Below are 24,118 nucleotides of genomic sequence, written 5' to 3' on the forward strand. Positions count from 1 at the left end.
TCCGGGGTGACAATCCGACCTGCTTCATCGTATCGAGAACGGGGTTCCGCAGGGGTGACCTATGACGGTTCCGCTTGTCGGCAGGCGTTCTCGACGGACGCTTCTCGACAAGCTCGAAGCTGCTCGAACCGAACGGGTTCTGTTTGGGGTTGGGTAGGGAAGTAGAATGACCGCCTACACCTACCGCGCCGCCAGCCGCACCGGCGCGACCGTCAAGGGCGTGATCGAAGCGTCCAGCCCCGCCGCCGCCCGCGCGGCGCTTCGCGAACGTGGCGAATTGCCGCTGTCGGTCGAGGAGGCCGCCGAAAAAGGCCCTAAGCTCGGCAGCATCCAGCTCCCCCGTCTCTTCCGGCGCGGGGTGTCGGCCAAGGCGCTGGCGACGATGACGCGCCAGATCGCAACGCTGGTCGGGTCGGACATTTCGATCGAGGAATCGCTGCGCATCGTCGCCGGACAGGCCGACAATGCGGCGGTCAATGCGCTGCTGCTCGACGTGCGCGCCGCGATCCTTGATGGGCGCAGTTTCGCGCAGGGGCTGGCGCGCCATCCCAAGGCGTTCCCGGAGTTCTATCGCGCGTCGGTGGCGGCGGGGGAACAGTCGGGGCGGTTGCCCGACGTGCTGAACCACCTCGCCAATTTCGTCGAGACGCGGCAGGCCAATGGACAGAAGATGCAGCTGGCGCTGCTGTATCCGGCGCTGCTGGCGACCGTCAGCTTCGGCATGATGGTGCTGCTGATGGTCTATGTCGTGCCCGATATCGTGCGCGTGTTCGTGTCGCGCGGGGCGGAACTGCCGTTCCTGACGCGCGCGCTGATCGCCTTGTCGGCGTTTATCCAGAGCTATGGGCTGTATGTCGCCGTCGGGGCACTGGTGCTGTTCCTGGTCGGTGCGCGCTGGCTGAAGGTGCCGGGCAACCGGCTGCGGGTCGACCGGCGGCTGGCGACGCGCGCGCCGTTCCGCCGGTTCAGCCGCCAGCATAACGCCGCGCGCTTCGCCGGCAGCCTCGCGACGCTGGTCGGCAGCGCGGTGCCGCTGGTCGAGGCGCTGCACGCCGCCGCCGCCGTCACGCCCAACCGCTTCGTCCGCGACAAGGCGCTGACCGTCGCGGCGCGGGTGCGCGAGGGGCTGTCCTTGCGCGCGGCGATGGCAGAGGCGGAGATTTTCCCGTCGATGCTGGTCGCGATCGTCGCCTCGGGCGAGACGTCGGGGCGGCTGGCCCCCGCGCTCGACCGTGCGTCGGGCGAGCTGGAGCGGGAACTGGATGCGCTGGTCGCGACGCTGGTCGCGCTGGTCGAACCGATGGTGCTGCTGCTGATGGGCGGGCTGGTGCTGATGATGGTGCTGGCGATCCTGTTGCCGATCATCAACCTGAATAACCTGGTTTCGATCTAGGGGGCACGTCCCTCCCGTTCGTGCTGAGTAGGGATTGAGCTTGTCGAAAGCCCGTATCGAAGCATCCGCGGCGGTCCTTCGATACGCCGCTTCGACAGGCTTAGCGGCTACTCAGGACGAACGGCTTGGGCTAGTACCGCAACGATTAGCTTGTCCGAGGAACACCCATGACCGACCTCGCCCGCATCGTCGCCGAGGTGACGGAGGAGATCACCGCCAACGCCGTCGAGATCGAGGCGGCGGCGGATGCGGGGCTGGATTATCCGCCCGACTGGTTCGGCATGGCGGTGGCGACCGCCGATGGACAACTCCACCATGGCGGCTATTCGCACATCCGCTTTCCGATCCAGAGCATCGCCAAGGTCTTTGCATTGGAACTGGCGCTGGAGGCGTGCGGCGACCAAGTGTTCAAGCGGGTCGGGCGCGAACCGTCGGGCGATCCGTTCAATTCGATCGTCGACCTCGAACGCAACAAGGGTGTGCCGCGCAACCCGTTCATCAACGCCGGTGCGCTGGTGGTGTGCGACATCCTGGTCGAGCACAAGGGCGACGATGCGTCGGCGCGGGCGGTGGTGGAGTTTGTACGCGAGCAGGCCGGGCTGGAGCAGGTCATCCTGAACGACGATGTGCTCGACAGCGGGCGCAAGGGCGGGAACCTGAACCGCGCGATGATGAGCTTTGCCAAGCATCACGGCAATCTGCACAGCGATATCGACGAGGTGATGGAAGCCTATGTCCATCAATGCGCGATCGAGCTGAGCGCGCAATCGCTGGCGAAGGCCGGGCTGTTCCTGACCCGCACCGCACGGACGGGCGATCGCGAGGGCGACGCGCGGGCGCAGCGGACGCGGCGGTTGCTGTCGTTGATGACGACCAGCGGGCAATATGACGGGTCGGGCGACTTCGCGTACCGGGTGGGCTTGCCGGCCAAGAGCGGGGTGGGGGGCGGCATCCTGGCGATCGTGCCGCAGGTCGCATCGATCGCGGTGTGGTCGAACAATCTCGACCGGCATGGAAATTCTATTCTGGGGGTCCGGGCGCTGGAATTGCTGGCGGACAAGGCGGATTGGTCGGTGTTCGGGTAGGGACTGTCAGCCCCTCTATCACTCTCCTACCCGTTTGCTTCGAGTGGATGTTCGAGCTTGTCGAGAACAGTAATCGAGAAGGGGTTGCCACAAACTAAGGCGTTCTCGACGGACGCTTCTCGACATGCTCGAAGCTGCTCGAACCGAACGGAGTGGGTGGGGCCGAACGGGCCGGGCGGGGTGTCAGCTCCCCGACGCCGGCCCCAGCAAATCGAGCACGGCCGCCGTCATCGCGATCGTCCCTGTCACGATCGACGGCTCCGGCGCGACCTTGAACAGCGGCGAATGGTGCGACGGGATCGCCGGGCCGCCATTTTTCGCTGCGACGATATCCGCCATCGGCGTGCCGCCGACCGCGAAATAATAGCCTTTTACCTTGCTATCGGGCTGGACGAGGTAGGCGAAGTCCTCCGCGCCCATGCCGGTCTGTTCGAACGGTACGACATTCTTCGGCCCCAGCGTCGTCGCCATCACCGCGTTCAGGCGGCGGGCGAGGGGGGCGTCGTTGATCGTGGTCGGCGTGCCCTCGATCACCTTGGCGGTCGGCATCTTGTCGGCGGGCATCCCGTTCAGCGTGCCGATGCCGGTCGTCACACGCTGAATGCCGTCGAGCAGCTGCTTGCGCGTCGCTTCGTCATTGGCGCGGACGGTAACCTGCAACTTGGCCATGTCGCTGATGATGTTGTGCTTGAGACCGGCATGGAACGATCCGACGGTGATGACGCCGGGGTCGAGCGGCTGGCGTTCGCGGCTGATGAGGCCCTGTAGCGCGATCACCAGCTGCGACGCCATGTACACCGGGTCCTTGCCCGCATGCGGGCTGGCGCCATGCGCGCCGATGCCGGGGACGTCGATGTCGACCGAGTCCGACGACGAATACTGGATGCCCTCCGACGCTGACACCATGCCGGCGGGCAGGCCGGCGGCGACGTGGAAGGCGAGCGCGTAATCGGGCTTGGGGAAGCGGGTGTAGAGCCCGTCGGCGATCATCGCCTTCGCTCCGCCGACGCGTTCCTCGGCCGGCTGGACGATGAAGACGATCGTGCCCTTCCACCGGTCCTTCAGCGCCGCCAGCCGGCGGGCGGTACCGACCATCGCGGTGATGTGGGTGTCGTGGCCGCAGGCGTGCATCACCGGCGCTTCGACGCCATCGACGCCGACCTGGCGCACCTTGCTGGCATTGGGCAGGCCCGACTTTTCCTCGACCGGCAGGCCGTCCATGTCGGCGCGGACCAGCACGGTCGGACCCGCGCCGTTCTTCAGCACGCCGACGACTCCCGTCCCGCCGACGCCGGTGGTGACCTGCATGCCGGGCACCTTGCGCAGTTCGGTCGCCATGCGTTCGGCGGTCTTCACCTCCTTGAACGACAATTCGGGGTTGCGGTGGAACCAGTCCCACATCTGGCCCAGCGACGCGCCGTAATCGGCGCGGACGGCGGGCGCCCAGTCGGGTTCGGCCATGGCCGGCGTCGCGGCCAGCAGGCAGGCGGCGGTGGCGATCAGTATGCGCATCGAATGTCCCCTTTGGCCCCCAAGCTATCGGCTTTCGCAGAAGTGTCGAGGGTCGATGTTGCCGTCCCGTTCCGCATCACCCATATTCGCACGCATGGCGATCATGATCCGCACCGACCTGTCCGAACCTGAAACCGGACAGACCTTCGTACCCCACCGCCCGGCGCGCCCGGCGAAGGTGGATGCGGGCAAACGCTTCGTCATCAAGTCCGATTACGAACCCGCCGGCGACCAGCCGACCGCGATCCGCGAACTGGTCGCGGCGGCCAGGGCGGGGGAAAAGGATCAGGTGCTGCTGGGCGTCACCGGCTCGGGCAAGACGTTCACCATGGCCAAGACCATCGAGGAATTGCAGCGCCCCGCGCTGATCCTCGCGCCCAACAAGATCCTCGCCGCGCAGTTGTACGGCGAAATGAAGTCGTTCTTTCCCGACAATGCCGTCGAATATTTCGTCAGCTATTATGATTATTACCAGCCCGAGGCCTATGTGCCGCGGTCGGACACCTATATCGAGAAGGAAAGCTCGACCAACGAGGCGATCGACCGGATGCGGCATTCGGCCACCCGGTCGCTGCTGGAGCGCGATGACGTCATCATCGTCGCATCGGTGTCGTGCCTGTACGGTATCGGGTCGGTCGAAACCTATTCGGCGATGATTTTCGATCTCAAGAAAGGCGATGTCGTCGACCAGCGCGAGATCGTGCGCAAGCTGGTCGCGTTGCAGTACAAGCGCAACGACATGGCGTTTCAGCGCGGCAATTTCCGGGTGCGCGGCGACAGCCTCGAGCTGTTCCCGTCGCACTATGAGGACAGCGCGTGGCGCATCACCTTTTTCGGTGACGATATCGAGGAGATTACTGAGTTCGATCCGCTGACGGGCAAGAAGATCGCGAACCTCAATTCGATCCGCGTCTATGCGAACTCGCACTATGTGACGCCGGGGCCGACGCTGAAACAGGCGGGCGAGGCGATCAAGCACGAGCTGGCCGAGCGGCTGAAGGAACTGGTGATGGAGGGCAAGCTGCTGGAGGCGCAGCGGCTGGAACAGCGCACCAATTTCGATCTCGAGATGATCGCCGCCACTGGCTCGTGCGCGGGGATCGAGAATTACAGCCGCTTCCTGACCGGGCGCCTGCCCGGCGAACCGCCGCCCACGCTGTTCGAATATCTGCCCGAAAACGCGTTGCTGTTCGTCGATGAAAGCCACCAGACGATCGGCCAGATCAACGGCATGTCGCGTGGTGACCATCGCCGCAAGATCACGCTGGCCGAGTACGGTTTCCGTCTGCCTTCGGCGATCGACAACCGGCCGCTGCGCTTCAACGAATGGGACGCGATGCGCCCGCAGACGGTGTGCGTGTCGGCGACGCCCGGATCGTGGGAGATGGAGCAGACCGGCGGCGTGTTCAGCGAACAGGTCATTCGTCCGACCGGGCTGATCGACCCGCCGATCACGATCCGGCCGGTCGAGGAACAGGTCGACGACCTGATCCACGAGGCGAAGGAGACGGCAAAGAACGGCTATCGCACGCTGGTCACCACGCTGACCAAGCGCATGGCCGAGGATTTGACCGAGTTCATGCACGAAGCCGGCCTCAAGGTCCGCTACATGCACTCGGACGTCGAGACACTGGAGCGCATCGAGCTGATTCGCGACCTGCGCATGGGCGTCTATGATGTGCTGGTCGGCATCAACCTGCTGCGCGAAGGGTTGGACATTCCCGAATGTGGGCTGGTCGCGATCCTCGATGCCGACAAGGAAGGGTTCCTGCGCAGCGAAACCTCGCTGATCCAGACGATCGGCCGCGCGGCGCGCAACGTCGACGGGCGGGTGATCCTCTATGCCGACCGCATGACCGGCAGCATGGAGCGCGCGATCGCCGAAACCGACCGTCGCCGCGAGAAGCAGCGCGAATATAACGAAGCGCACGGCATCACGCCGACGACGATCAAGCGCCAGATCGGCGACATCATCGCCGACGTCGCGTCGCGCGATCAGGTGACCGTCGAGATCGACGAGGACGGCCCGCGCCACATGGTCGGCCACAACCTGCGGTCGTATATCGAAAGCCTCGAAAAGCAGATGCGCGAGGCGGCGGCGAACTTGGAGTTCGAGACCGCCGGGCGGCTGCGCGACGAAATCCGGAGCCTCGAAAACGAGGAGCTGGGCCTGCCGGCGAGCGAGCACAAGGCGCCGATCATGGGCCGCTCGAACGAGGGCAAGCCCGGCACGCGCAAGACGCGCTATGGCAAGCAGAAGGCGATGCGGATGGCCGGCGGCGGGGCGCGGGGGCGGTAGGCAGGCCGACCTCCCGCCTTCGCCGGAATGACGAAGGGGACGATCAGAGCGTTGGACGGGCCCGATCCTCGGTTGAGGCTGCCGTCCGCATCGCCCATAAGGGCGGCATGCGTATCCTGTTCCCCCTCGCCACCGTCATCCTGCTGGCCGGGTGTGTACCACCCGGTGCGCCGCCCGCGACCGAAGAGGTGCCGGCTCCCGCGCAACGTCCGGTGCCGACCCGCCCGAATCCCGTGGCACCGGTCGCCGATTGGCGCGACCTGCCGCGTACGCCGGGCGACTGGCAATACCGTGGGGTCGGCGGCGGATCGGCGGCGACCTATGGCGTGCGCGGTGCCGCGCCGCTGGCAACGCTGACCTGCGACCGTGCCGCCGGGCAGGTGACGATGTTGTTTGCCAGTGCGCGCCCGAGCGCGGGCAGCGTCACGGTGCGCACCACCAGCACGCAGCGGACGCTGACCCTCCAGCCGATGGCGGGTGGGGTCGGCGTGGCGCTGCCCGCCAGCGACCGGCTGCTCGATGCGATCGGGTTCAGCCGCGGGCGGTTCGTGGTCGAAGGGGCCCCGGTCGGCCGGCTGGTGCTGCCCGCCTGGGCCGAGGTCCTGCGTGTGACCGAGGATTGCCGCCGCTGATGCGGGGGCGGGCGCTGGTCCTGCTGCTGGCGCTGGCGGGGTGTTCGAGCGAACCGCCGCCACCCGCGCCGGCGCCGGGCGTCACGCCGACTCCGTCGCCCACGCCTGTGCCCTCCCCGCGTCTGCGAAAGCCCGGCCAGTTGCCGACGCCCGAGCTCGATGGCGCGATGCCGCTCACGGGGAGTTGGTCGGGGAAACGCGACGCCGCGCTTTACACCGCCGACGGGCGAATCGCCTTTGCCCTTCGGTGCGACCGTCCCGCCCGCCACATCCTGTTGTCGCGCGGGGTTGCGGAGGGCGCATCGATCGCGCTGTTCACCGACGATGCCGCCGCGACCTTTCCGGCGCAGGTGGTCGACGGCGCGTTGGAAACGCCGGTGTCGACCGGACAGACCTTCCTCGACGCCCTTATGCGTGCGGACGTGATCGGTGTGGCTACCGGAAAGGGGCCGGTGCTGCGCATTCCGGGTGATCCGGCGATCGGCCGGGTCGTGCGCGGCTGTCGTCCGGCGGGCCGCTGACTCGGGCGGGGCCGGGCCGCGGAGTATGGCCGGAACCGTACGCATTACAAGTCTTGTACGTGGCCGTCGGATGGCCCACCTTCTGCGTGCGCACCGGTCGGTGCGTAACGGCTTTAACTAGCGAAAGGAGGTGATCCGATGTCTCATGGTTCAGCAGTGGGTTCGGTTCAGTTCGTTCGGGAGACGCGCCGCTAACGCAGGTCGGTCGCGTGCGGGGGGTATTCTCCCCCAGTCAACGCCGTGACCCCATGCAAGCGGCTCGCATGGTCTCCCGGGCTGGAACTTCCGGCCGCTGACCATGCTTGAGGTCGTCAGGCGTCGAGAGACCCTGGCGGCCTCTTTCATATTCGGGGCATGCCGTCTTGGCGGCCGCGCTTATTTCGCCAGCACCCGGTGCCCCGCCGCCAGCGTGATCGCGACCAGCGAACCGCCGACGATATTGCCCGCCGTCACCAGCAGCAGATTGCCGAGCAGCGCCTCGACCGGCACCGCCGCCGGGTCCAGCCCCCATGCGATCGGCAGCAGCGTCATGTTCGCCACCGAATGTTCGAACCCGGCCGCGACGAACAACGCGACAGGACCGATGACTGCGGCGATCTTGCCTGCAACGGTCTTGGCCCCGGTCGCCATCCAGACGGCAAGGCACACGAGCATGTTGGCCAGCACGCCGGACGCCAGCAATTCGATCCAGTCCTTCGCAAGCTTGGTATGCGCCGTCTTGAGCGCGGCTTGTGCGACCGCGCCGTCGATCGCATGCGGCGCGCCCGATGCCACGAACAACGCGACGACGACCAGGCTGCCGACCAGATTGGCGACCCACACGATGCTCCAGTCGCGCAGTGTCTCCCCAATGCCCAAGCGGTGCTGGGCGGCGGGCAGGACCAGCATCGTGTTACCTGTGAACAGCTGCGTGCCGGTCACCATCACCAGCATCAGCCCGACCGAAAAGGCGATGCCCGACAGCAATTGCGTCGCCCCGCCGGGCACCATCCCGGCCTGGGCCACCAGATAGCCGATCGCGCCGAAACCGATCTGCGCGCCCGCCGCGATGCCCAGCAGCACCATCGCGCCGATCGGCGGGCTGGTCTTGGCCAGCATGGCGTCGTCCACGCTGTCGGCCAGCGTGTCGGCGGTCACATCGTCCTGCGCCATGGCATGTCCTCTCCCTGTTTCGGAGAGATAACGACCGGCCGCGCCGGCGGCTCCGGGTCAGCGCAGGATCGGCACCATGTCGACCACGCGGACATCGTGCATCTGGTGGAGATAGGCGTCGAGATACGGTTTGTGCGACACCCCGACCACGACCAGCGCGCGCCGGCCCGGCCGTTCGCCCAGCATGTCGCGGATATTCGCCGCCATGCGCAGGTTGCGGGTTTCCCAATAGCCGACATATTGCCGCCCGAACCGCTGCGGTGACGGCTCCTCCAGCGCGGCGCCGAAGTCGCTGGCGTAGATGATCGGTGCGATGTCGGGCGCGTTATAGGCGCGATACAGCGTCAGCAGGCCGGGTCCGGTTGCCAGATCGCGCGCGGCCGCCTCGCTGAGGACGCGTCGTTTCGCCCCGGCGGGATTATCCCACGCCTTCTGGATCGCCGCGCCATACGGAGCCTCGTCGGCCTTCGCCATCATCCGGTCGGCGCTGTGATCGTCCATCGCATAGACCCGCTCCAGCCCCAGCCGGGCGGCAAGGCGCGCGGCGATCATCAGGCTTTCGTCGCGCCTGGTTTCCAGCTTGGTCAGGTGTTCGACCAAGGCTGCATCCAGCCCGTCGCCCGCGCGGCGTTCGGCGGCAGGCAGGCGCAACCACTGGACCAGCGCGGAGGCTTCCTCCCCGGCAGCGAGGAAGGTCGCCGACAGGCGGCGGCGTTGCGCGGGGGCAGGGGCGGTCGGCCAGTCGGCGAGCATCTTGTCGAACGCGGCGGTGGCCGCCGGCACGTCCAGCCCGGTCGCGCTACGGGCGGCGGTGGTGTCCGGGCAGTAGGACGACACGGTATCGGCATAGCGATGGGGGTAGCGGCGCAGCTCGTCGCACTGCGCCCCCGACAATGCCTCGATCGCGATCGCCTGTGGCTTCCACGCGGCCAGCTTGTCGAGCAGCGGGCCGAGCGCTTCGGGGCGGAAGCTCTTTGGCAGTTGCAAGAGGTGGGTCGATCCAAGGACCGCGACCTCGTTTGCCGGCCCCGATCGCGGTCCCTTGTGCGCCGATGGATCGAAGGGCGGGCGATAGGTCTGGGCCGCTGCCGGCGCGGCGAGCAGCAGGAGTGTGAGCAGGATGCGGCGCATGGGTCCCCCTTGGTTTGCGGTAGGGTAGGGGGTGAGTGGCGGGTAGGGAAGGCGGCACCGCGCCTACTTCCGTCGTCAGTCCGGACTTGATCCGGGAGTGACCAGGAGGGGGGAGCACCGTCCCCCAAAAACGAAACCGCCGCCCGGTTGCCCGGACGGCGGCTCGTCAGTTCAGCGAAGACCCGAACGATCAGTCGTTCAGATACTCGCCCGCATCGGCGTCGGTGCCGGTGCCCGAGGGCACGACATCGGCCAGCGGGTCATTGGCGCCCTGGCCGTCGCGGGGCGAACGGGCCAGTTCGGCGGCATGTTCTTCCTCGGCCGAATGCGGCGCGATGAAGCCCGACAGTGCCTTCTGCTGCACCCGCAGTGCCGCATCACGCGACGATGCCGCGACGCGCAGGCGGTTCATGCCGGCACCGGTGCCCGCCGGGATCAGGCGGCCGACGATGACGTTTTCCTTCAGGCCGTTCAGGCTGTCGATCTTGCCCTGCACCGATGCTTCGGTGAGGACGCGGGTCGTTTCCTGGAACGATGCGGCCGAGATGAAGCTGCGGGTCTGCAGCGACGCCTTGGTGATGCCGAGCAGCACCGGCTTGCCCTGCGCGGGGGCGAGCCCTGCGTCGAGCTTCGCGTTGGCTTCGTCCATCTCGTCACGGTCGAGCTGTTCGCCGGCCAGCAGGGTGGTGTCGCCACCGTCGGTGATCTCAACCTTCTGCAACATCTGACGAACGATCGTCTCGATGTGCTTGTCGTTGATCTTCACGCCCTGCAGTCGATAGACGCCCTGGATTTCGCTGACCAGATATTCGGCCAGCGGCTCGATGCCGAGCGTTTCCAGAATGTCGTGCGGGTTCGGCGAACCACCGATCAGGTTGTCGCCGCGCTTGACATAGTCGCCTTCCTGAACGTCGATGACCTTCGACTTCGGGATCAGGTACTCGACGACATCGCCGCCATCCTCGGGCTGGATGCCGATCTTGCGCTTCGCCTTGTAATCCTTGCCGAAGATCACGCGGCCCGAGACCTTGGCGATGATCGCCGCCTCCTTCGGGATACGTGCCTCGAACAGCTCGGCGACACGCGGCAGACCGCCGGTGATGTCGCGGGTCTTGGCCGATTCACGGGCGACACGGGCGAGAACGTCACCCGCCTGCACCTGTGCGCCGTCCTCGACCGACAGGGTTGCCCCCGGTGCCAGCATGTAGCGCGCGGCCTCGCCCGAGTTCGCATCGAGCAGGGTCATGCGCGGACGCAGATCTTCCTTCGACTTGGTCGTCGCGCGATATTCGATGATCTCGCGCTGGGCGATACCGGTCGCTTCGTCGACGCGCTCGGTGACGGTCTTGTTCTCGATCAGATCGATGAACTTCACCGTACCGCCGGTTTCGGTGATGAGCGGCGCGGTGAACGGGTCCCATTCCGCCATGCGGTCGCCCTGCGAAACGATGTGGCCATCGTCGAACAGCACGTACGCACCGTAGGGGATGCGGTGGACCGACAGGTCGCGGCCGTCCATGTCGACGATCGCGATTTCGCCCGAGCGGCTGAGCACCACGCGCCTACCACGCTGATCTTCGATCAGGCGCAGGTCGCGGAACTCGACCGTGCCGTCGACCGGCGCTTCGAGGTTCGACTGTTCGTTCAGCTGCGCCGCACCACCGATATGGAAGGTACGCATGGTCAGCTGCGTGCCCGGCTCACCGATCGACTGCGCCGCGATGACGCCGACCGCTTCGCCGATGTTCACCGGGGTACCGCGCGCCAGGTCACGGCCGTAGCAGGTGCCACAGACGCCGACCTTGGCTTCGCAGACCAGCGGCGAACGGATCTTCATCGCCTGGAGACCCAGTGATTCGATCTTGGCCACCATGGCTTCGTCGAGCAGCGTTCCGGTCGGGAACACGACTTCGCCGGTCTTCGGGTCCATCACGTCCTCTGCGGTGGTCCGGCCGAGGATGCGCTCGCCCAGCGACGCGATGGTCGCGCCGCCTTCGATGATCGAGCGCATTTCCAGCGCGCGCTGGGTACCGCAATCGTCCATGATGACGACGCAATCCTGCGACACGTCGACCAGACGGCGGGTCAGGTAGCCCGAGTTCGCCGTCTTGAGCGCCGTATCCGCCAGGCCCTTGCGGGCGCCGTGGGTCGAGTTGAAGTATTCAAGGACGGTCAGGCCTTCCTTGAAGTTCGAGATGATCGGCGTTTCGATGATCTCGCCCGACGGCTTGGCCATCAGCCCGCGCATGCCGGCCAGCTGCTTGATCTGTGCCTGCGAACCACGGGCACCCGAGTGGGCCATCATGTAGATCGAGTTGATCGGCTTTTCGCGACCCTTGTCCGGACCGTCCTCGTAGCGGCGAACCGCCTTGATTTCGTCCATCATGCTGGTCGCGACCTGATCGCCGCAACGGCTCCAGGCGTCGATCACCTTGTTGTACTTCTCCTGCTGCGTGATCAGGCCGTCCTGATACTGCTGCTCGAAGTCCTTCACCTGGTCGCGCGTTTCGTCGACCAGCTTGTCCTTGTCCGGCGCGATCAGCATGTCGTCCTTGCCGAACGAGATGCCGGCCTTGAACGCGTGACGGAAGCCCAGCGCCATGATCGCATCGGCGAACAGCACGGTCTCCTTCTGACCGGTGTGGCGATACACCTCGTCGATGACGTCGCCGACGTCCTTCTTGGTCAGCAGGCGGTTGACCGTTTCGAACGGCACCTTGTGGCTCTTCGGCAGGGTTTCGCCCAGCAGCATGCGACCCGGCGTGGTCTCATAGCGCTTGAGATACTGGTTGCCCTGCTCGTCGGTCTGCGGAACGCGGCTGACGATCTTTGTGTGCAGCGTGACGGCACCGGCGTGCAGTGCCTGATGCACCTCCGCCATGTCGCCCAGCAGCATGCCTTCGCCCGGCTCGTTCGTCTTTTCCATCGACAGATAGTAAAGACCCAGCACCATGTCCTGCGACGGCACGATGATCGGCTTGCCGTTGGCGGGCGACAGGATGTTGTTGGTCGACATCATCAGGACGCGCGCTTCCAGCTGCGCTTCGAGCGACAGCGGAACGTGGACGGCCATCTGGTCGCCGTCGAAGTCGGCGTTGAATGCCGAGCAGACCAGCGGGTGCAGCTGGATCGCCTTGCCCTCGATCAGCACCGGCTCGAACGCCTGGATGCCCAGACGGTGGAGGGTCGGCGCGCGGTTCAGCATGACCGGGTGCTCGCGAATGACTTCGTCGAGGATGTCCCAGACTTCCTTGCGCTCCTTTTCGACCCACTTCTTCGCCTGCTTGAGCGTCATGCTCAGGCCCTTGGCGTCGAGGCGCGCATAGATGAACGGCTTGAACAGTTCGAGCGCCATCTTCTTCGGCAGGCCGCACTGGTGCAGCTTGAGTTCCGGGCCGGTCACGATGACCGAACGACCCGAATAGTCGACGCGCTTGCCGAGCAGGTTCTGACGGAAGCGGCCCTGCTTGCCCTTCAGCATGTCGGACAGCGACTTCAGCGGGCGCTTGTTGGCACCCGTGATCGTACGGCCGCGACGGCCGTTGTCGAACAGCGCGTCGACCGCTTCCTGCAACATGCGCTTTTCGTTGCGGACGATGATGTCCGGCGCACGCAGTTCCATGAGGCGCTTCAGGCGGTTGTTGCGGTTGATGACGCGGCGGTACAGGTCGTTCAGATCCGACGTCGCGAAACGGCCGCCGTCGAGTGGCACCAGCGGGCGCAGTTCGGGCGGGATGACCGGTACGACGTCGAGGATCATCCATTCGGGACGGTTGCCCGATTCCAGGAAGCTCTCGACGACCTTCAGCCGCTTGATGATCTTCTTGGGCTTCAGTTCCGACTTGGTAACGGCCAGCTCTTCGAGCAGGTCACGCTTTTCGCCCTCGAGGTCGAGGTCGATCAGCATCTGCTTGACCGCTTCGGCACCGATCCCGGCCGAGAACGCGTCCTCGCCATACTGGTCCTGCGCGTCGAGCAGCTCGTCCTCGGTGAGGAGCTGATACTTCTCCAGCGCGGTCAGGCCCGGCTCGATGACGATGTACGATTCGAAGTACAGCACGCGCTCGAGCTGCTTGAGCTGCATGTCGAGCAGCAGGCCGATGCGCGACGGCAGCGACTTCAGGAACCAGATGTGCGCGACCGGAGCGGCCAGTTCGATATGGCCCATCCGCTCACGGCGGACCTTCGACACCGTGACCTCAACACCGCACTTTTCGCAGACGATGCCCTTGTACTTCATGCGCTTGTACTTGCCGCACAGGCACTCGTAATCCTTGATCGGACCGAAGATGCGCGCGCAGAACAGGCCGTCACGTTCCGGCTTGAACGTGCGATAGTTGATCGTCTCGGGCTTCTTGATCTCGCCGAACGACCACGAGCGGATACGCTCCGGCGAGGCGATGCCGATCTGGATCTGGTCGAAGGTCTCCGGCTTGGCCACCGGGTTCGCGAAATTGGTCAGTTCGTTCATTTTGCTTTCCTCACGGAGAGGGAAAATCGTCAGGGGCGGGAAGGGAGCGCCGCGTCGTTACCGGACGCGACGCCCATCCATTACTCCGCCGCCTCGGCCAGGCCGTCGTTCTCTTCGATGCTGCTCAACTCGATGTTGAGGCCGAGCGAACGCATTTCCTTGACCAGCACGTTGAAGCTCTCGGGGATGCCGGCCTCGAAGGTGTCGTCGCCCTTGACGATCGCTTCATAGACCTTGGTGCGGCCGACCACGTCGTCGGACTTCACCGTGAGCATTTCCTGGAGCGTGTAGGCAGCGCCGTACGCCTGGAGCGCCCACACTTCCATTTCCCCGAAGCGCTGGCCACCGAACTGCGCCTTACCACCCAGCGGCTGCTGGGTAACGAGCGAGTACGGCCCGATCGAACGCGCGTGGATCTTGTCGTCGACCAGGTGGTGCAGCTTCAGCATGTAGATGATGCCGACGGTGACCATCCGGTCGAACTGATCGCCGGTACGCCCGTCGAACAGCACCGACTGACCCGAGCTGTGCAGCCCGGCCAGTTCCAGCATGTCCGACACGTCGCTTTCGCGCGCGCCGTCGAACACCGGGGTCCCCATCGGCACGCCCGTGCTGATGTTCTGGACCAGCTCGGCCAGCTGCTCGTTCGAGCGGGTGTCGAGGTCCTCGGCATAGTGATCGCCATAGATCTCCTTCAGGCGATCCTTGACCGCCGCCGGCATTTCGCCGCCGACCGCATCGGGGTTCGCCTCGCGCCAGTCGCGCAGCGACCGTGCAACCTGCATGCCCAGGTTGCGCGCCGCCCAGCCAAGGTGCGTTTCGAAGATCTGACCGACGTTCATGCGCGACGGCACGCCCAGCGGGTTCAGCACCAGGTCGACCGGGGTACCGTCCTCGAGGAACGGCATGTCCTCCTGCGGCAGGATGCGCGAGATGACGCCCTTGTTGCCGTGACGGCCGGCCATCTTGTCGCCCGGCTGCAGCTTGCGCTTCACCGCGACGAACACCTTGACCATCTTCAGCACGCCCGGCGGCAGCTCGTCACCACGCTCCAGCTTCTCGCGGCGATCGTGGAACTTGTCGGTGATACGCTTCACCGCCTCGTCATACTGCGCCTTGATCGCTTCGAGGTTCGACTGCGCGGTGTCGTCGGCGACGGCGAAGCGCCACCACTCGTGCTTTTCCACGCTGTCGAGCAGGTCGCGGTCGATGACCACGCCCTTCTTCACGCCCTTGGGCGCGGCCGTCGCGGTCTGCCCTTCGAGCATTTCGCGCAGGCGCGACCAGGTGGCACGGTTGAGGATGCCGCGCTCGTCGTCCGAGTCCTTCTTCAGGCGCTCGATCTCCTCGCGCTCGATCGCCATCGCGCGCTCGTCCTTGTCGATGCCGTGACGGTTGAAGACGCGGACGTCGACGACCGTACCCGACACGCCCGGCGGCAGGCGGAGCGAGGTGTCGCGCACGTCGCTGGCCTTTTCACCGAAGATCGCACGCAGGAGCTTTTCCTCCGGCGTCATCGGCGATTCGCCCTTCGGCGTGATCTTGCCGGCGAGGATGTCGCCCGGCTCGACCTCGGCACCGATGTACACGATGCCCGCCTCGTCGAGGTTGCGCAGCGCTTCTTCACCCACGTTCGGAATGTCGCGGGTGATGTCCTCCGGCCCGAGCTTCGTGTCGCGGGCCATCACTTCGAACTCGTCGATGTGGATCGACGTGAACACGTCGTCCTTCACGATCCGCTCGCTGATGAGGATCGAATCCTCGTAGTTGTACCCGTTCCACGGCATGAACGCGACGAGGGCGTTGCGGCCCAGCGCCAGCTCGCCGAACTCGGTCGACGGGCCGTCGGCGATGACTTCGCCGGCACGGACCACATCGCCCACCTTCACCAGCGGGCGCTGGTTGATGCAGGTCGACTGGTTCGAACGCTGGAACTTCATCAACGTGTAGATGTCGACGCCGCTCTCCGCCGCATCGACCTCACCGGTCGCGCGGATGACGATGCGGGCCGCATCGACCTGATCGACCACGCCGGCGCGCTTGGCCGAGATCGCCGCGCCCGAATCGCGCGCCACGGTCTCTTCCATGCCGGTGCCGACGAACGGCGCTTCCGCCTTCACCAGCGGCACGGCCTGGCGCTGCATGTTCGAGCCCATCAGCGCGCGGTTGGCGTCATCGTTTTCCAGGAATGGAATGAGCGAGGCGGCAACCGACACGAGCTGCTTGGGGCTGACGTCCATCAGCGTGACGTTTTCGGGCAGCGCCATCAGGAATTCGCCGGCCTGACGGGCCGACACCAGTTCCTCGGCGAAGCTGCCGTCTTCGTTCAGCGCGGCCGACGCCTGTGCGACGGTGTGCTTCTGCTCTTCCATTGCCGACAGGTACACGACCTCGTTCGATACCTTGCCGTCGATGATGCGACGATAGGGGGTTTCGATGAAGCCGTACTTGTTGACGCGGCTGAACGTCGCGAGGCTGTTGATCAGACCGATGTTCGGGCCTTCCGGCGTTTCGATCGGACAGATACGGCCATAGTGCGTCGGGTGAACGTCGCGGACTTCGAAGCCGGCGCGCTCACGGGTCAGACCGCCCGGCCCGAGGGCCGAAACGCGACGCTTGTGGGTGACTTCCGACAGCGGGTTGGTCTGGTCCATGAACTGCGACAGCTGCGACGAGCCGAAGAATTCACGCACCGCGGCCACGGCGGGTTTCGCGTTGATGAGGTCGTTCGGCATGACCGTCGACACATCGACCGACGACATGCGCTCCTTGACCGCACGCTCCATGCGCAGCAGCCCGACGCGATACTGGTTTTCCAGCAGCTCGCCGACCGAACGCACGCGACGGTTGCCGAGGTTGTCGATGTCGTCGACTTCGCCCTTGCCGTCCTTCAGGTCGACCAGCGTCTTGACGACCGACAGGATGTCCTCGCTGCGCAGCGTGGTCACCGTGTCCGGCGCGTCGAGGTCGAGGCGCATGTTCAGCTTCACGCGGCCCACGGCCGACAGGTCGTAGCGCTCCGGATCGAAGAACAGGCCGGCGAACAGCGCTTCGGCGGTTTCCAGCGTCGGCGGCTCGCCGGGGCGCATCACGCGGTAGATGTCGCTGAGCGCCTGTTCGCGCTCCTCGGCCTTGTCGACGTTCAGCGTGTTTCGAATCCACGGACCAGTCGACACGTGATCGATGTCGAGCAGTTCGATGCGCTCGATGCCGGCCTGGTCCAGCAGTTCCAGATTCTCGGGCGAAACCTCGTCGCCGGCTTCGATGTAAATCTGGCCGGTGGTTTCGTTGATGAGGTCATAGGCGCTGTAGCGACCGAAGATTTCCTCGGTCGGGATCAGCAGGTCGGTCAGGCCGTCCTTGCCCGCCTTGTTCGCCAGACGCGGCGAAATCTTGGTGCCGGCCGGAAACACGACTTCGCCGGTGTTCGCATCGACGATATCGAACGACGGCTTCTGGCCACGCCAGTTTTCCGGCGCGTACGGGATGCGCCAGCCGCCTTCGCCACGGACGAAGGTCACGCGGTTGTAGAAGTGGTTGAGGATGTCCTCGCCGGTCATGCCCAGCGCATACAGCAGCGACGTGACCGGCAGCTTGCGCTTGCGGTCGATGCGGACGTTCACGATGTCCTTGGCGTCGAATTCGAAATCGAGCCACGACCCGCGGTACGGGATCACGCGGGCAGCGAAGAGATACTTGCCGCTGGCGTGGGTCTTGCCGCGGTCATGGTCGAACAGCACGCCCGGCGAGCGGTGCATCTGCGACACGATGACGCGTTCGGTGCCGTTGATAAAGAAGGTGCCGTTCTCGGTCATGAGCGGCATGTCGCCCATGTACACGTCCTGCTCCTTGATATCGAGGACCGACCGGGCCTCGGTATCGGCGTCGACCTCGAACACGATCAGGCGGAGGGTAACGCGCATCGGCGCCGCATAGGTGATGCCGCGCTGACGGCATTCTTCCACGTCGAACTTGGGGTCTTCCAGTTCGTACGTCACGAAATCCAGCTCGGCGGTGCCGGCGAAGTCGCGGATCGGGAAGACCGAGCGCAGCGTCTTTTCGAGGCCCGAGACATAGCCGATCGACGGGTCCGACCGCAGGAACTGTTCATAGCTCTCGCGCTGGACTTCGATCAGGTTCGGCATCTGCACCACTTCGTGGATGTCGCCGAACACCTTGCGGATGCGGCGCTTGTGCGTGCCGGTTGCGGTTGCCTTGGTCGCCATGGGGTCGTGGGCCTCGCTTACAGTCAAATCTCGTGCCCGGTGGCCACCGGGCTGGCGTGCGAACAGGACGACGAAAGCCGCGTCACCCACATTGGGCCGCAGCTGTTCGAGCGTCCTGGAATGGCGACAGGCCTATGCATGCAATGCGTTGCGCGACGACGCATTCTTTCCCGGTCCTGAAGCAAGCCGGTCCTATATAAGCCGGGGCAGGGGCTGTCAACGCGGCGCGTCGTGCGTTTCGGTTGGGCGCGCCGATGGCTCGCTTCGTCGTATATTGGCCCGCGACAGGCTGACGCGGATGCAAAAACCCCGGTTGAGGGGCGTCATGCAGTTCCAGCTTCCGCTCGCGGCTCTCGTCGCGATCCTCGCCGTGCCCGCCGCCGCGCAGCAGACGTCGCCCGGCGGGTCGATCCCGATCTACGACATCACGCCGCAGCCGGTGCCGACTCCGTCGCCGACGCCGAGCGCGACGCCGACCCCGCGGGTGACGCCTGCGCCAACGCCGCGCGTTATCGCGCCGGTGCCCCGTGCGACCGCCACGCCGGCCCCGCGTGCCACAGCGACCCCGGTCCCGCCGCGTCCGACCCCGACCCCGACTCCGCGCGTCCAGCCCGAAGCGGTGCCGGCGGCCGAGCCGACCTATGTCGGGCCGCCGGTCCTGCCCGAACCGACGCCCGCCCCATCCGCGACCCCCTCGCCGGTCGCAACCGCGACCCCGGCCGCGATCGCGCCCGCCCCGGCCGGCGACGATGCGTTGCCGTGGTGGGTATGGTTCCTAGGCGGGATCGCGGTTGCCAGCGGCATTGCGTACGCGCTCGCCCGTCGCCGTCCGGCCGAAGTGCAATATGTCCCGGCGCCGCTGGAGCCTGCGCCGCCGGTCGTCCCTGCGCCGAAGCCGGTGCGTCCGCCGGTCGCCCCGGTAACGCCGCCCGCACCGCCCCCCGCGCCGGTCGCGCCGACGCCGGGGCCGTTCCTCGAATTCCAGCTTGCCCCGCTCAAGGTCGGGCTGGAGGGCGACCGCGCGCTGCTTGATTTCGACCTGACCGTCGGCAATCCGGCATCGACCCCGGTCGCCGAGGTCCGCATTGCGACGCTGCTGATTACTGCCAACGCCCGGCAGGATGAGCAGATCGCCACCTTCTTCTCCGACGCCGACAAGCGCGGGCTGGAGCCGTTCCCGCTGGGGGCGGGGGAGCGTCGCCATCTGGAGGCGACGATGACCCTGCCGCGCGTGGCGGTGAACATCGTCGAAGCGAACGACCGCGCCTTCTTCGTGCCGTTGATCGCGATCGATGCGCGCTATCGCTGGGAGGATGGCCGCGAATCGCGCACCACCGCCGCCTTCATGGTCGGCCCGGCCGCGCCACAAGGGAAGCTGGCCCCGATCTTCGCCGATCGCGGCGACCGGATGATCGACCGGCTGGAAGTGCGGTTGCACGGCCAGGTCCGCCGGACCTGATCTGCGTGCACTGCTTGCCGATAATCGATAAACGCGATAGTCTCGTGGTAACGGAGAGGGGGCGGCATGGCGCGGCGTGACCGGATATTGCGATTTACCGTCGTGGTGTTGCGCGTCCTGTTGGTCCTGAACATCGCCTTTGCCATCGCCTTCCTGTTGGGGACGCTGGCGAGTTTTCCGTTCCACGCTCCGCTGGCGGCGCGGATCGCGGCGAAATATCCGGCGGTCGACGTCGTACGGGTCGTCAGCGGCATTCGTGCCCTGCTGCTGCTGGGTGTCGTCGCGTCGGTGCCCGCGCACATCATCTTTTCGCGCCTGATCGCGATCATCGGTACCGTGCTGGCCGGCGAGACGTTCGCGTCGCCCAATGCGCGGCGGGTGCGGGCCATCGGGTGGGCACTGCTTGCGATTCAGTTGCTCGATGTGCCGCTGCTCCTGATCGTGCCGAGCTTCGATGGGCTGGGGGTGCGGGTCGATGGATCGTCGATCTCGATCGGTGGCTGGCTGTCGGTGCTGGTCGCCTTCATCCTTGCCCGCGTGTTCGCCGAAGGGGCAGCGCTCCGCGAAGACCTGGAAGGGACGGTCTGATGGCGGTGCTGGTCCGCCTCGACGAAGTATTGCAGGCCCGGCGCATGACGCTGACCGAACTGGCGCAGGCGGTGGATATCACGCTCGCCAACCTGTCGATCCTGAAGACCGGCAAGGCGCGTGCGATCCGGTTCACGACCCTCGACGCCATCTGTCGCGTACTGGAATGCCAGCCGGGCGACATTCTGGTCCATGCGGCCGGTGCGCAGGATGAGGGCGACGACTGACGCGCCGGCCCGCGATTACTGCGGTGGCGGGCCTTCCTCGGCATGCTCGACGGCGGCTCCGTCATCCGGGCGGATCGCGAAGCGGACGCGTTCGATGCAACCGCTCGCGCCGGTCGGCGATGCCGAGCGCCGCGCCGATCGGACAACCTGCATCGCCTGCTGCCCGAAAGCCTCGGCCGGTTCGCTGGCCAGCACGCGGGTGTTCCCGATCTCACCCCAGGGTGCGACGTCGAACTGCACCACCGCCCATCCTTCGATCCGACGACGATTCCACGCCGGGGGATAGGTCAGACGCGGGGGCTGTGCCCATCCTGCCGCCGGGCAGAGCGGCGTCGCGCCGAATTGGGCTTCGTCGGGCGCAGGTGGCGCTGCCAATCGCAAGGCGTCGCGCCAATAGGGATAGAAGCAGCCCTGGCGCTTGCCTTCGACAAAGCGGGAACCGGCAGCGGCCTTGCGCGCGGCGGTATCGAGCGTGGGGTCAGCGGTCCCGCCAATCGTCCGCACGGCGACGGGGCGACCCTTCTTATCCAGATCATAGCTGGTCATCGACCATTGCCGTTCGCCCGGTCTGCCCGCGACCTTGCGGAAATCGGGATAGGCGCGAAGCAGGGCCGCCGGTCGCGGCTGGCGCAGGCAATCGCTGTCGGCGGGACTGATCCGCTCCCATCCCTCACGCGGCAACGGGCCATTGGTGGGGACCAGCGAATAAGCCATCAGATCGGCGGGATCGGCCTTAGCCAACGGGAGCATCTGCTGCTGATAGTCGACGCGGCAATCCGTCCGGGGCGTGCCGGGCGTAAAGGTCGATGCGGCAAGGGCCGGGGCAATCTCCTCGCTGTTCGGAACATACGACGCCCCGTCGGTCCGGATCGAAAGCGGACGCCCGCTGGCATCGATCCGAAACCGCAGCGTTACCGGGCGGACATCGCCGGCACCCCAGCGCAGCGCAGGCGGAACGGCGGACAGATGGACCGCATCGACCACGATATCGCCACATCGAACCGGCCCCGGCGTCCACCGCGCCAGTTGCTGCGTGGGTAGGTCCGTCGCCTGGATCGGTAGGGGCACGTTACTTGCCGCCAGAAGCAGCGCGAGCGAAGGGATCGACATGGCGCGCAGGATGGCCGCACTTCGTGACGGGTGCAAGTAAGGCGGCTGCGGTCGTCCGGCCGGGGACGGGTTTCGCGAGCGGGCATGAAAAAAGGGGACAGTCCGGTGTGGACTGCCCCCTTTTTCTGGTCGAGCCGGGATGGAAGTGAATTCCATCCCGTCGGTCGGGCCTTGCGGCCCGCCGGCCGGCCTTGGTGGAGATGGCGGATCGTAGATCCGCCGTCCCACCTGCGGCTTACTTGACTTCGACGGTTGCGCCGGCGCCTTCGAGCTGCGCCTTGATCTTGGCGGCTTCGTCCTTGTTCACGCCTTCCTTGACGGCCTTCGGCGCGCCTTCGACGAGCGCCTTGGCTTCGGTCAGGCCGAGACCGGTGATGGCGCGGACTTCCTTGATGACGTTGATCTTCTTGCCACCGTCGCCGGTGAGGATCACGTCGAACTCGGTCTGCTCTTCAGCAGCTGGGGCAGCGGCGCCGCCGCCAGCGGCCGGAGCGGCTGCAACGGCAGCAGCGGCCGAAACGCCCCACTTCTCTTCGAGCAGCTTCGACAGCTCGGCTGCTTCGAGGACGGTCAGCGCGCTCAGCTGTTCGACGATTGCGTTCAGGTCAGCCATGATATTCTCCGTAAATCAGATAGGGTTGTGTTGGTCGGAAGCGTGCCTTCAGGCTGCTTCCTTCTCCGCATATGCCGACAGCACGCGCGCGATCTGGGCCGCGGGTGCCTGCGTGATGGTGGCGATCTTCGTTGCCGGGGCAACGATGAGGCCGACCAGCTTGGCGCGCAGTTCGTCGAGCGAGGGCAGCGAGGCAAGAGCCTTCACGCCGTCCGCGTCGAGGATCTGGCCGCCCATCGCGCCGCCGACGATCTCGAGCTTGTCGTTCGTCTTGGCGAAGTCGTTGATGACCCGCGCCGCAGCGACGGGATCGGTCGACGTCGCCAGCGCCGTCGGGCCGGTCAGCAGGTCCGACAACACCGCGTACGGCGTGCCTTCGGCTGCGATCCGGGCAAGACGGTTCTTCGAGACCTTGTAGCTCGCGCCGGCTTCCCGCATCTTGTTGCGCAGATTCGTCGACTGGGCGACGGTCATGCCGAGGTTGCGGGTGACGACCACCACGCCGACCTCGTTGAAGGTGCGGTTCAGCTCGGCGACGGCTTCACTCTTCTGAGTGCGATCCATGCCGTTCTCCTTTACTGGGGCGTGTCCCGGCAGAACCGGCAAACGCCCGCGAACAATCCGCCCGTCGCAGGGTGCGACGACCGGGGCGAAAGTCCGTGAGGGGCATGGTCGCCATGCGGAGCCGTGCAATAAGCAGCGGTCGCTTCATGGCCGGCCCGACGTGCCTCGGCACGCACAGGCGGAATAACACATTCCCCGTCTCGGCAGGACATTAAGCGGGGAACCCGCACCTGCTGTCTCGGACGGACGTCGCACGCGGGACGAATCCCCATGCGACGGCTGGCCGCGCGCTTACGCCGGTGGCCGGGGGGAGTCAAGCGTGCGAACCGGCTTGACCTTGGCCGTGCACGCTTCATTAGTCAGATAAATCTGGAGGGACCATGCCGCGCACGACGTTGGAAATCTGTATCGACAGTGCCGCCGGGGCCGATGCGGCGATCACAGGCGGCGCGGATCGGATCGAACTGTGCGGGGCGCTGTCGGTCGGCGGGTTGACGCCGCCGCCGGGACTGGTGGCGCTGGTGGTCGAGCGGGCGCGGGCGGCGGGCGTACGTGTCCATGCGATGGTCCGGCCGCGCGCGGGGGATTTTGCCTATGACGCACCCGAACTGGACACCGCCATCGCCGATGCCCGCGCACTAATCGCGGCCGGGGTCGATGGCCTCGTCTTCGGGGCGGTGCGGGACGGCGCGATCGATGGCGAGGCGACGGCACGGTGGCTGGCGGCGGTGCGGGGCCTGCGCGCCGATATCGACCTGACGCTGCACCGTGCGGTCGACCTGCTGGTCGATCCGGTCGCGGTGGTCGAACCGGCGGTGGCGCTGGGGTTCCACCGCATCCTGACCTCGGGCGGGGCCACCCGCGCGGTCGATGGGGTCGGGGTGATCCGGGCGATGCATGAACGGGCGGCGGGGCGGATCGTGGTGATGCCAGGATCGGGCGTCCGTCCCGAGAATACCGCGGCCTTGCTGGCGCAGACCGGGGCGGGGGAAATCCATGCCTCGGCCAGCGTGGCCGTGGTGCAGGACGATCCGCGCGTGATCGCGCTGGGCTTTGCCGGGCCGGGCCTCGCGCGAACCGATGCAACCGTCGTGCGCGCGCTGCGCGCCGCGATCGACGCCTGACAAGAGGGATA

Annotated in this window: 17 protein-coding genes; 9 read left to right on the plus strand and 8 right to left on the minus strand. The window is 66.3% G+C overall.

What is annotated here, in order from left to right; translation table 11 throughout:
• The first annotated feature begins 166 nt into the window (after window positions 1-166).
• Both ASE58_RS05445 and glsA read left to right on the plus strand, forming a co-directional pair.
• Window positions 167-1,393, plus strand: a complete 1,227-nt coding sequence (locus ASE58_RS05445; RefSeq protein ID WP_055818567.1) for a type II secretion system F family protein — start codon at window positions 167-169, stop codon at window positions 1,391-1,393.
• 167 nt (window positions 1,394-1,560) lie between these two features.
• Complete coding sequence (glsA, locus tag ASE58_RS05450; RefSeq protein ID WP_055758774.1) at window positions 1,561-2,478, plus strand: glutaminase A; 918 nt, start codon at window positions 1,561-1,563, stop codon at window positions 2,476-2,478.
• Window positions 2,479-2,661: 183 nt separating this feature from the next.
• On the opposite strand, the gene ASE58_RS05455 is transcribed toward glsA, so the two are convergent.
• A complete protein-coding gene (locus ASE58_RS05455; protein WP_055818569.1) occupies window positions 2,662-3,990 on the minus strand; it encodes an amidohydrolase in 1,329 nt (442 codons plus the stop codon).
• A gap of 94 nt (window positions 3,991-4,084) precedes the next feature.
• Between ASE58_RS05455 and uvrB the strand changes: the two genes are divergently transcribed.
• The 3 genes from uvrB (at window position 4,085) to ASE58_RS05470 (ending at window position 7,442) form a co-directional block, all read left to right on the plus strand.
• The gene (gene uvrB, locus ASE58_RS05460; RefSeq protein ID WP_055818570.1) at window positions 4,085-6,289 is read left to right on the plus strand and encodes an excinuclease ABC subunit UvrB; all 2,205 of its coding nucleotides are present in this window, start codon (window positions 4,085-4,087) and stop codon (window positions 6,287-6,289) included.
• Between the two features lie 107 nt (window positions 6,290-6,396).
• Window positions 6,397-6,921 (plus strand): hypothetical protein, encoded by a 525-nt coding sequence (locus tag ASE58_RS05465; RefSeq protein ID WP_055818571.1) that lies wholly within the window; start codon window positions 6,397-6,399, stop codon window positions 6,919-6,921.
• Window positions 6,921-7,442, plus strand: a complete 522-nt coding sequence (locus tag ASE58_RS05470) for a hypothetical protein (RefSeq protein WP_055818573.1) — start codon at window positions 6,921-6,923, stop codon at window positions 7,440-7,442. Before ASE58_RS05465 ends, ASE58_RS05470 begins: the two co-directional genes overlap by 1 nt.
• A gap of 375 nt (window positions 7,443-7,817) precedes the next feature.
• Here ASE58_RS05470 and ASE58_RS05475 read toward each other — a convergent pair whose 3' ends face one another.
• The 4 genes from ASE58_RS05475 to rpoB form a co-directional block, all read right to left on the minus strand.
• Window positions 7,818-8,594 carry a formate/nitrite transporter family protein gene (locus ASE58_RS05475; protein WP_055818575.1) on the minus strand — a complete coding sequence of 259 codons (777 nt, stop codon included), beginning with the start codon at window positions 8,592-8,594 and terminating at the stop codon, window positions 7,818-7,820.
• 57 nt (window positions 8,595-8,651) lie between these two features.
• Entirely contained in the window at window positions 8,652-9,725 is a 1,074-nt protein-coding gene (locus ASE58_RS05480; protein WP_055818577.1) for a DUF5694 domain-containing protein, read from the minus strand.
• A gap of 190 nt (window positions 9,726-9,915) precedes the next feature.
• Window positions 9,916-14,196, minus strand: a complete 4,281-nt coding sequence (gene rpoC, locus ASE58_RS05485; RefSeq protein WP_055758793.1) for a DNA-directed RNA polymerase subunit beta' — start codon at window positions 14,194-14,196, stop codon at window positions 9,916-9,918.
• Between the two features lie 80 nt (window positions 14,197-14,276).
• Window positions 14,277-18,422: a DNA-directed RNA polymerase subunit beta gene (rpoB, locus tag ASE58_RS05490; RefSeq protein ID WP_055818579.1), complete on the minus strand. Its 4,146-nt coding sequence runs from the start codon at window positions 18,420-18,422 to the stop codon at window positions 14,277-14,279.
• Window positions 18,423-18,747: 325 nt separating this feature from the next.
• Between rpoB and ASE58_RS05495 the strand changes: the two genes are divergently transcribed.
• From ASE58_RS05495 to ASE58_RS05505, 3 genes are all read left to right on the plus strand, one after another.
• Window positions 18,748-19,881 carry a hypothetical protein gene (locus ASE58_RS05495; RefSeq protein ID WP_055818581.1) on the plus strand — a complete coding sequence of 378 codons (1,134 nt, stop codon included), beginning with the start codon at window positions 18,748-18,750 and terminating at the stop codon, window positions 19,879-19,881.
• Between the two features lie 66 nt (window positions 19,882-19,947).
• Window positions 19,948-20,469: a DUF2975 domain-containing protein gene (locus ASE58_RS05500; protein WP_055818583.1), complete on the plus strand. Its 522-nt coding sequence runs from the start codon at window positions 19,948-19,950 to the stop codon at window positions 20,467-20,469.
• Window positions 20,469-20,696 carry a helix-turn-helix domain-containing protein gene (locus ASE58_RS05505; RefSeq protein ID WP_055818585.1) on the plus strand — a complete coding sequence of 76 codons (228 nt, stop codon included), beginning with the start codon at window positions 20,469-20,471 and terminating at the stop codon, window positions 20,694-20,696. Before ASE58_RS05500 ends, ASE58_RS05505 begins: the two co-directional genes overlap by 1 nt.
• Window positions 20,697-20,711: 15 nt before the next feature.
• On the opposite strand, the gene ASE58_RS05510 is transcribed toward ASE58_RS05505, so the two are convergent.
• The 3 genes from ASE58_RS05510 to rplJ form a co-directional block, all read right to left on the minus strand.
• A complete protein-coding gene (locus ASE58_RS05510) occupies window positions 20,712-21,806 on the minus strand; it encodes a TonB family protein (RefSeq protein WP_055818586.1) in 1,095 nt (364 codons plus the stop codon).
• A gap of 235 nt (window positions 21,807-22,041) precedes the next feature.
• Complete coding sequence (rplL, locus tag ASE58_RS05515; protein WP_055758810.1) at window positions 22,042-22,419, minus strand: 50S ribosomal protein L7/L12; 378 nt, start codon at window positions 22,417-22,419, stop codon at window positions 22,042-22,044.
• A 48-nt stretch (window positions 22,420-22,467) separates the two neighbouring features.
• Window positions 22,468-22,983, minus strand: a complete 516-nt coding sequence (gene rplJ / locus ASE58_RS05520; protein ID WP_055758813.1) for a 50S ribosomal protein L10 — start codon at window positions 22,981-22,983, stop codon at window positions 22,468-22,470.
• 380 nt (window positions 22,984-23,363) lie between these two features.
• On the opposite strand from rplJ, the gene ASE58_RS05525 reads away from it, so the two are divergent.
• Window positions 23,364-24,107, plus strand: a complete 744-nt coding sequence (locus ASE58_RS05525) for a copper homeostasis protein CutC (RefSeq protein WP_055758815.1) — start codon at window positions 23,364-23,366, stop codon at window positions 24,105-24,107.
• The last annotated feature ends 11 nt before the right edge of the window (window positions 24,108-24,118 follow it).

It is taken from the genome of Sphingomonas sp. Leaf9, assembly GCF_001421355.1.
In the GTDB taxonomy this organism is placed as follows: Bacteria; Pseudomonadota; Alphaproteobacteria; order Sphingomonadales; family Sphingomonadaceae; genus Sphingomonas.

What these genes read in the sequence shown, in the direction of transcription:
- rplL (WP_055758810.1), bottom strand. Translation starts at nt 22,419, where the DNA reads ATGGCTGACCTGAACGCAATCGTCGAACAGCTGAGCGCGCTGACCGTC.
- ASE58_RS05480 (WP_055818577.1), bottom strand. Translation starts at nt 9,725, where the DNA reads ATGCGCCGCATCCTGCTCACACTCCTGCTGCTCGCCGCGCCGGCAGCG.
- ASE58_RS05445 (WP_055818567.1), top strand. Translation starts at nt 167, where the DNA reads ATGACCGCCTACACCTACCGCGCCGCCAGCCGCACCGGCGCGACCGTC.
- ASE58_RS05475 (WP_055818575.1), bottom strand. Translation starts at nt 8,594, where the DNA reads ATGGCGCAGGACGATGTGACCGCCGACACGCTGGCCGACAGCGTGGAC.
- rpoB (WP_055818579.1), bottom strand. Translation starts at nt 18,422, where the DNA reads ATGGCGACCAAGGCAACCGCAACCGGCACGCACAAGCGCCGCATCCGC.
- ASE58_RS05510 (WP_055818586.1), bottom strand. Translation starts at nt 21,806, where the DNA reads ATGTCGATCCCTTCGCTCGCGCTGCTTCTGGCGGCAAGTAACGTGCCC.
- rplJ (WP_055758813.1), bottom strand. Translation starts at nt 22,983, where the DNA reads ATGGATCGCACTCAGAAGAGTGAAGCCGTCGCCGAGCTGAACCGCACC.
- ASE58_RS05500 (WP_055818583.1), top strand. Translation starts at nt 19,948, where the DNA reads ATGGCGCGGCGTGACCGGATATTGCGATTTACCGTCGTGGTGTTGCGC.
- ASE58_RS05455 (WP_055818569.1), bottom strand. Translation starts at nt 3,990, where the DNA reads ATGCGCATACTGATCGCCACCGCCGCCTGCCTGCTGGCCGCGACGCCG.
- uvrB (WP_055818570.1), top strand. Translation starts at nt 4,085, where the DNA reads ATGGCGATCATGATCCGCACCGACCTGTCCGAACCTGAAACCGGACAG.
- ASE58_RS05525 (WP_055758815.1), top strand. Translation starts at nt 23,364, where the DNA reads ATGCCGCGCACGACGTTGGAAATCTGTATCGACAGTGCCGCCGGGGCC.
- rpoC (WP_055758793.1), bottom strand. Translation starts at nt 14,196, where the DNA reads ATGAACGAACTGACCAATTTCGCGAACCCGGTGGCCAAGCCGGAGACC.
- glsA (WP_055758774.1), top strand. Translation starts at nt 1,561, where the DNA reads ATGACCGACCTCGCCCGCATCGTCGCCGAGGTGACGGAGGAGATCACC.
- ASE58_RS05470 (WP_055818573.1), top strand. Translation starts at nt 6,921, where the DNA reads ATGCGGGGGCGGGCGCTGGTCCTGCTGCTGGCGCTGGCGGGGTGTTCG.
- ASE58_RS05495 (WP_055818581.1), top strand. Translation starts at nt 18,748, where the DNA reads ATGCAGTTCCAGCTTCCGCTCGCGGCTCTCGTCGCGATCCTCGCCGTG.
- ASE58_RS05465 (WP_055818571.1), top strand. Translation starts at nt 6,397, where the DNA reads ATGCGTATCCTGTTCCCCCTCGCCACCGTCATCCTGCTGGCCGGGTGT.
- ASE58_RS05505 (WP_055818585.1), top strand. Translation starts at nt 20,469, where the DNA reads ATGGCGGTGCTGGTCCGCCTCGACGAAGTATTGCAGGCCCGGCGCATG.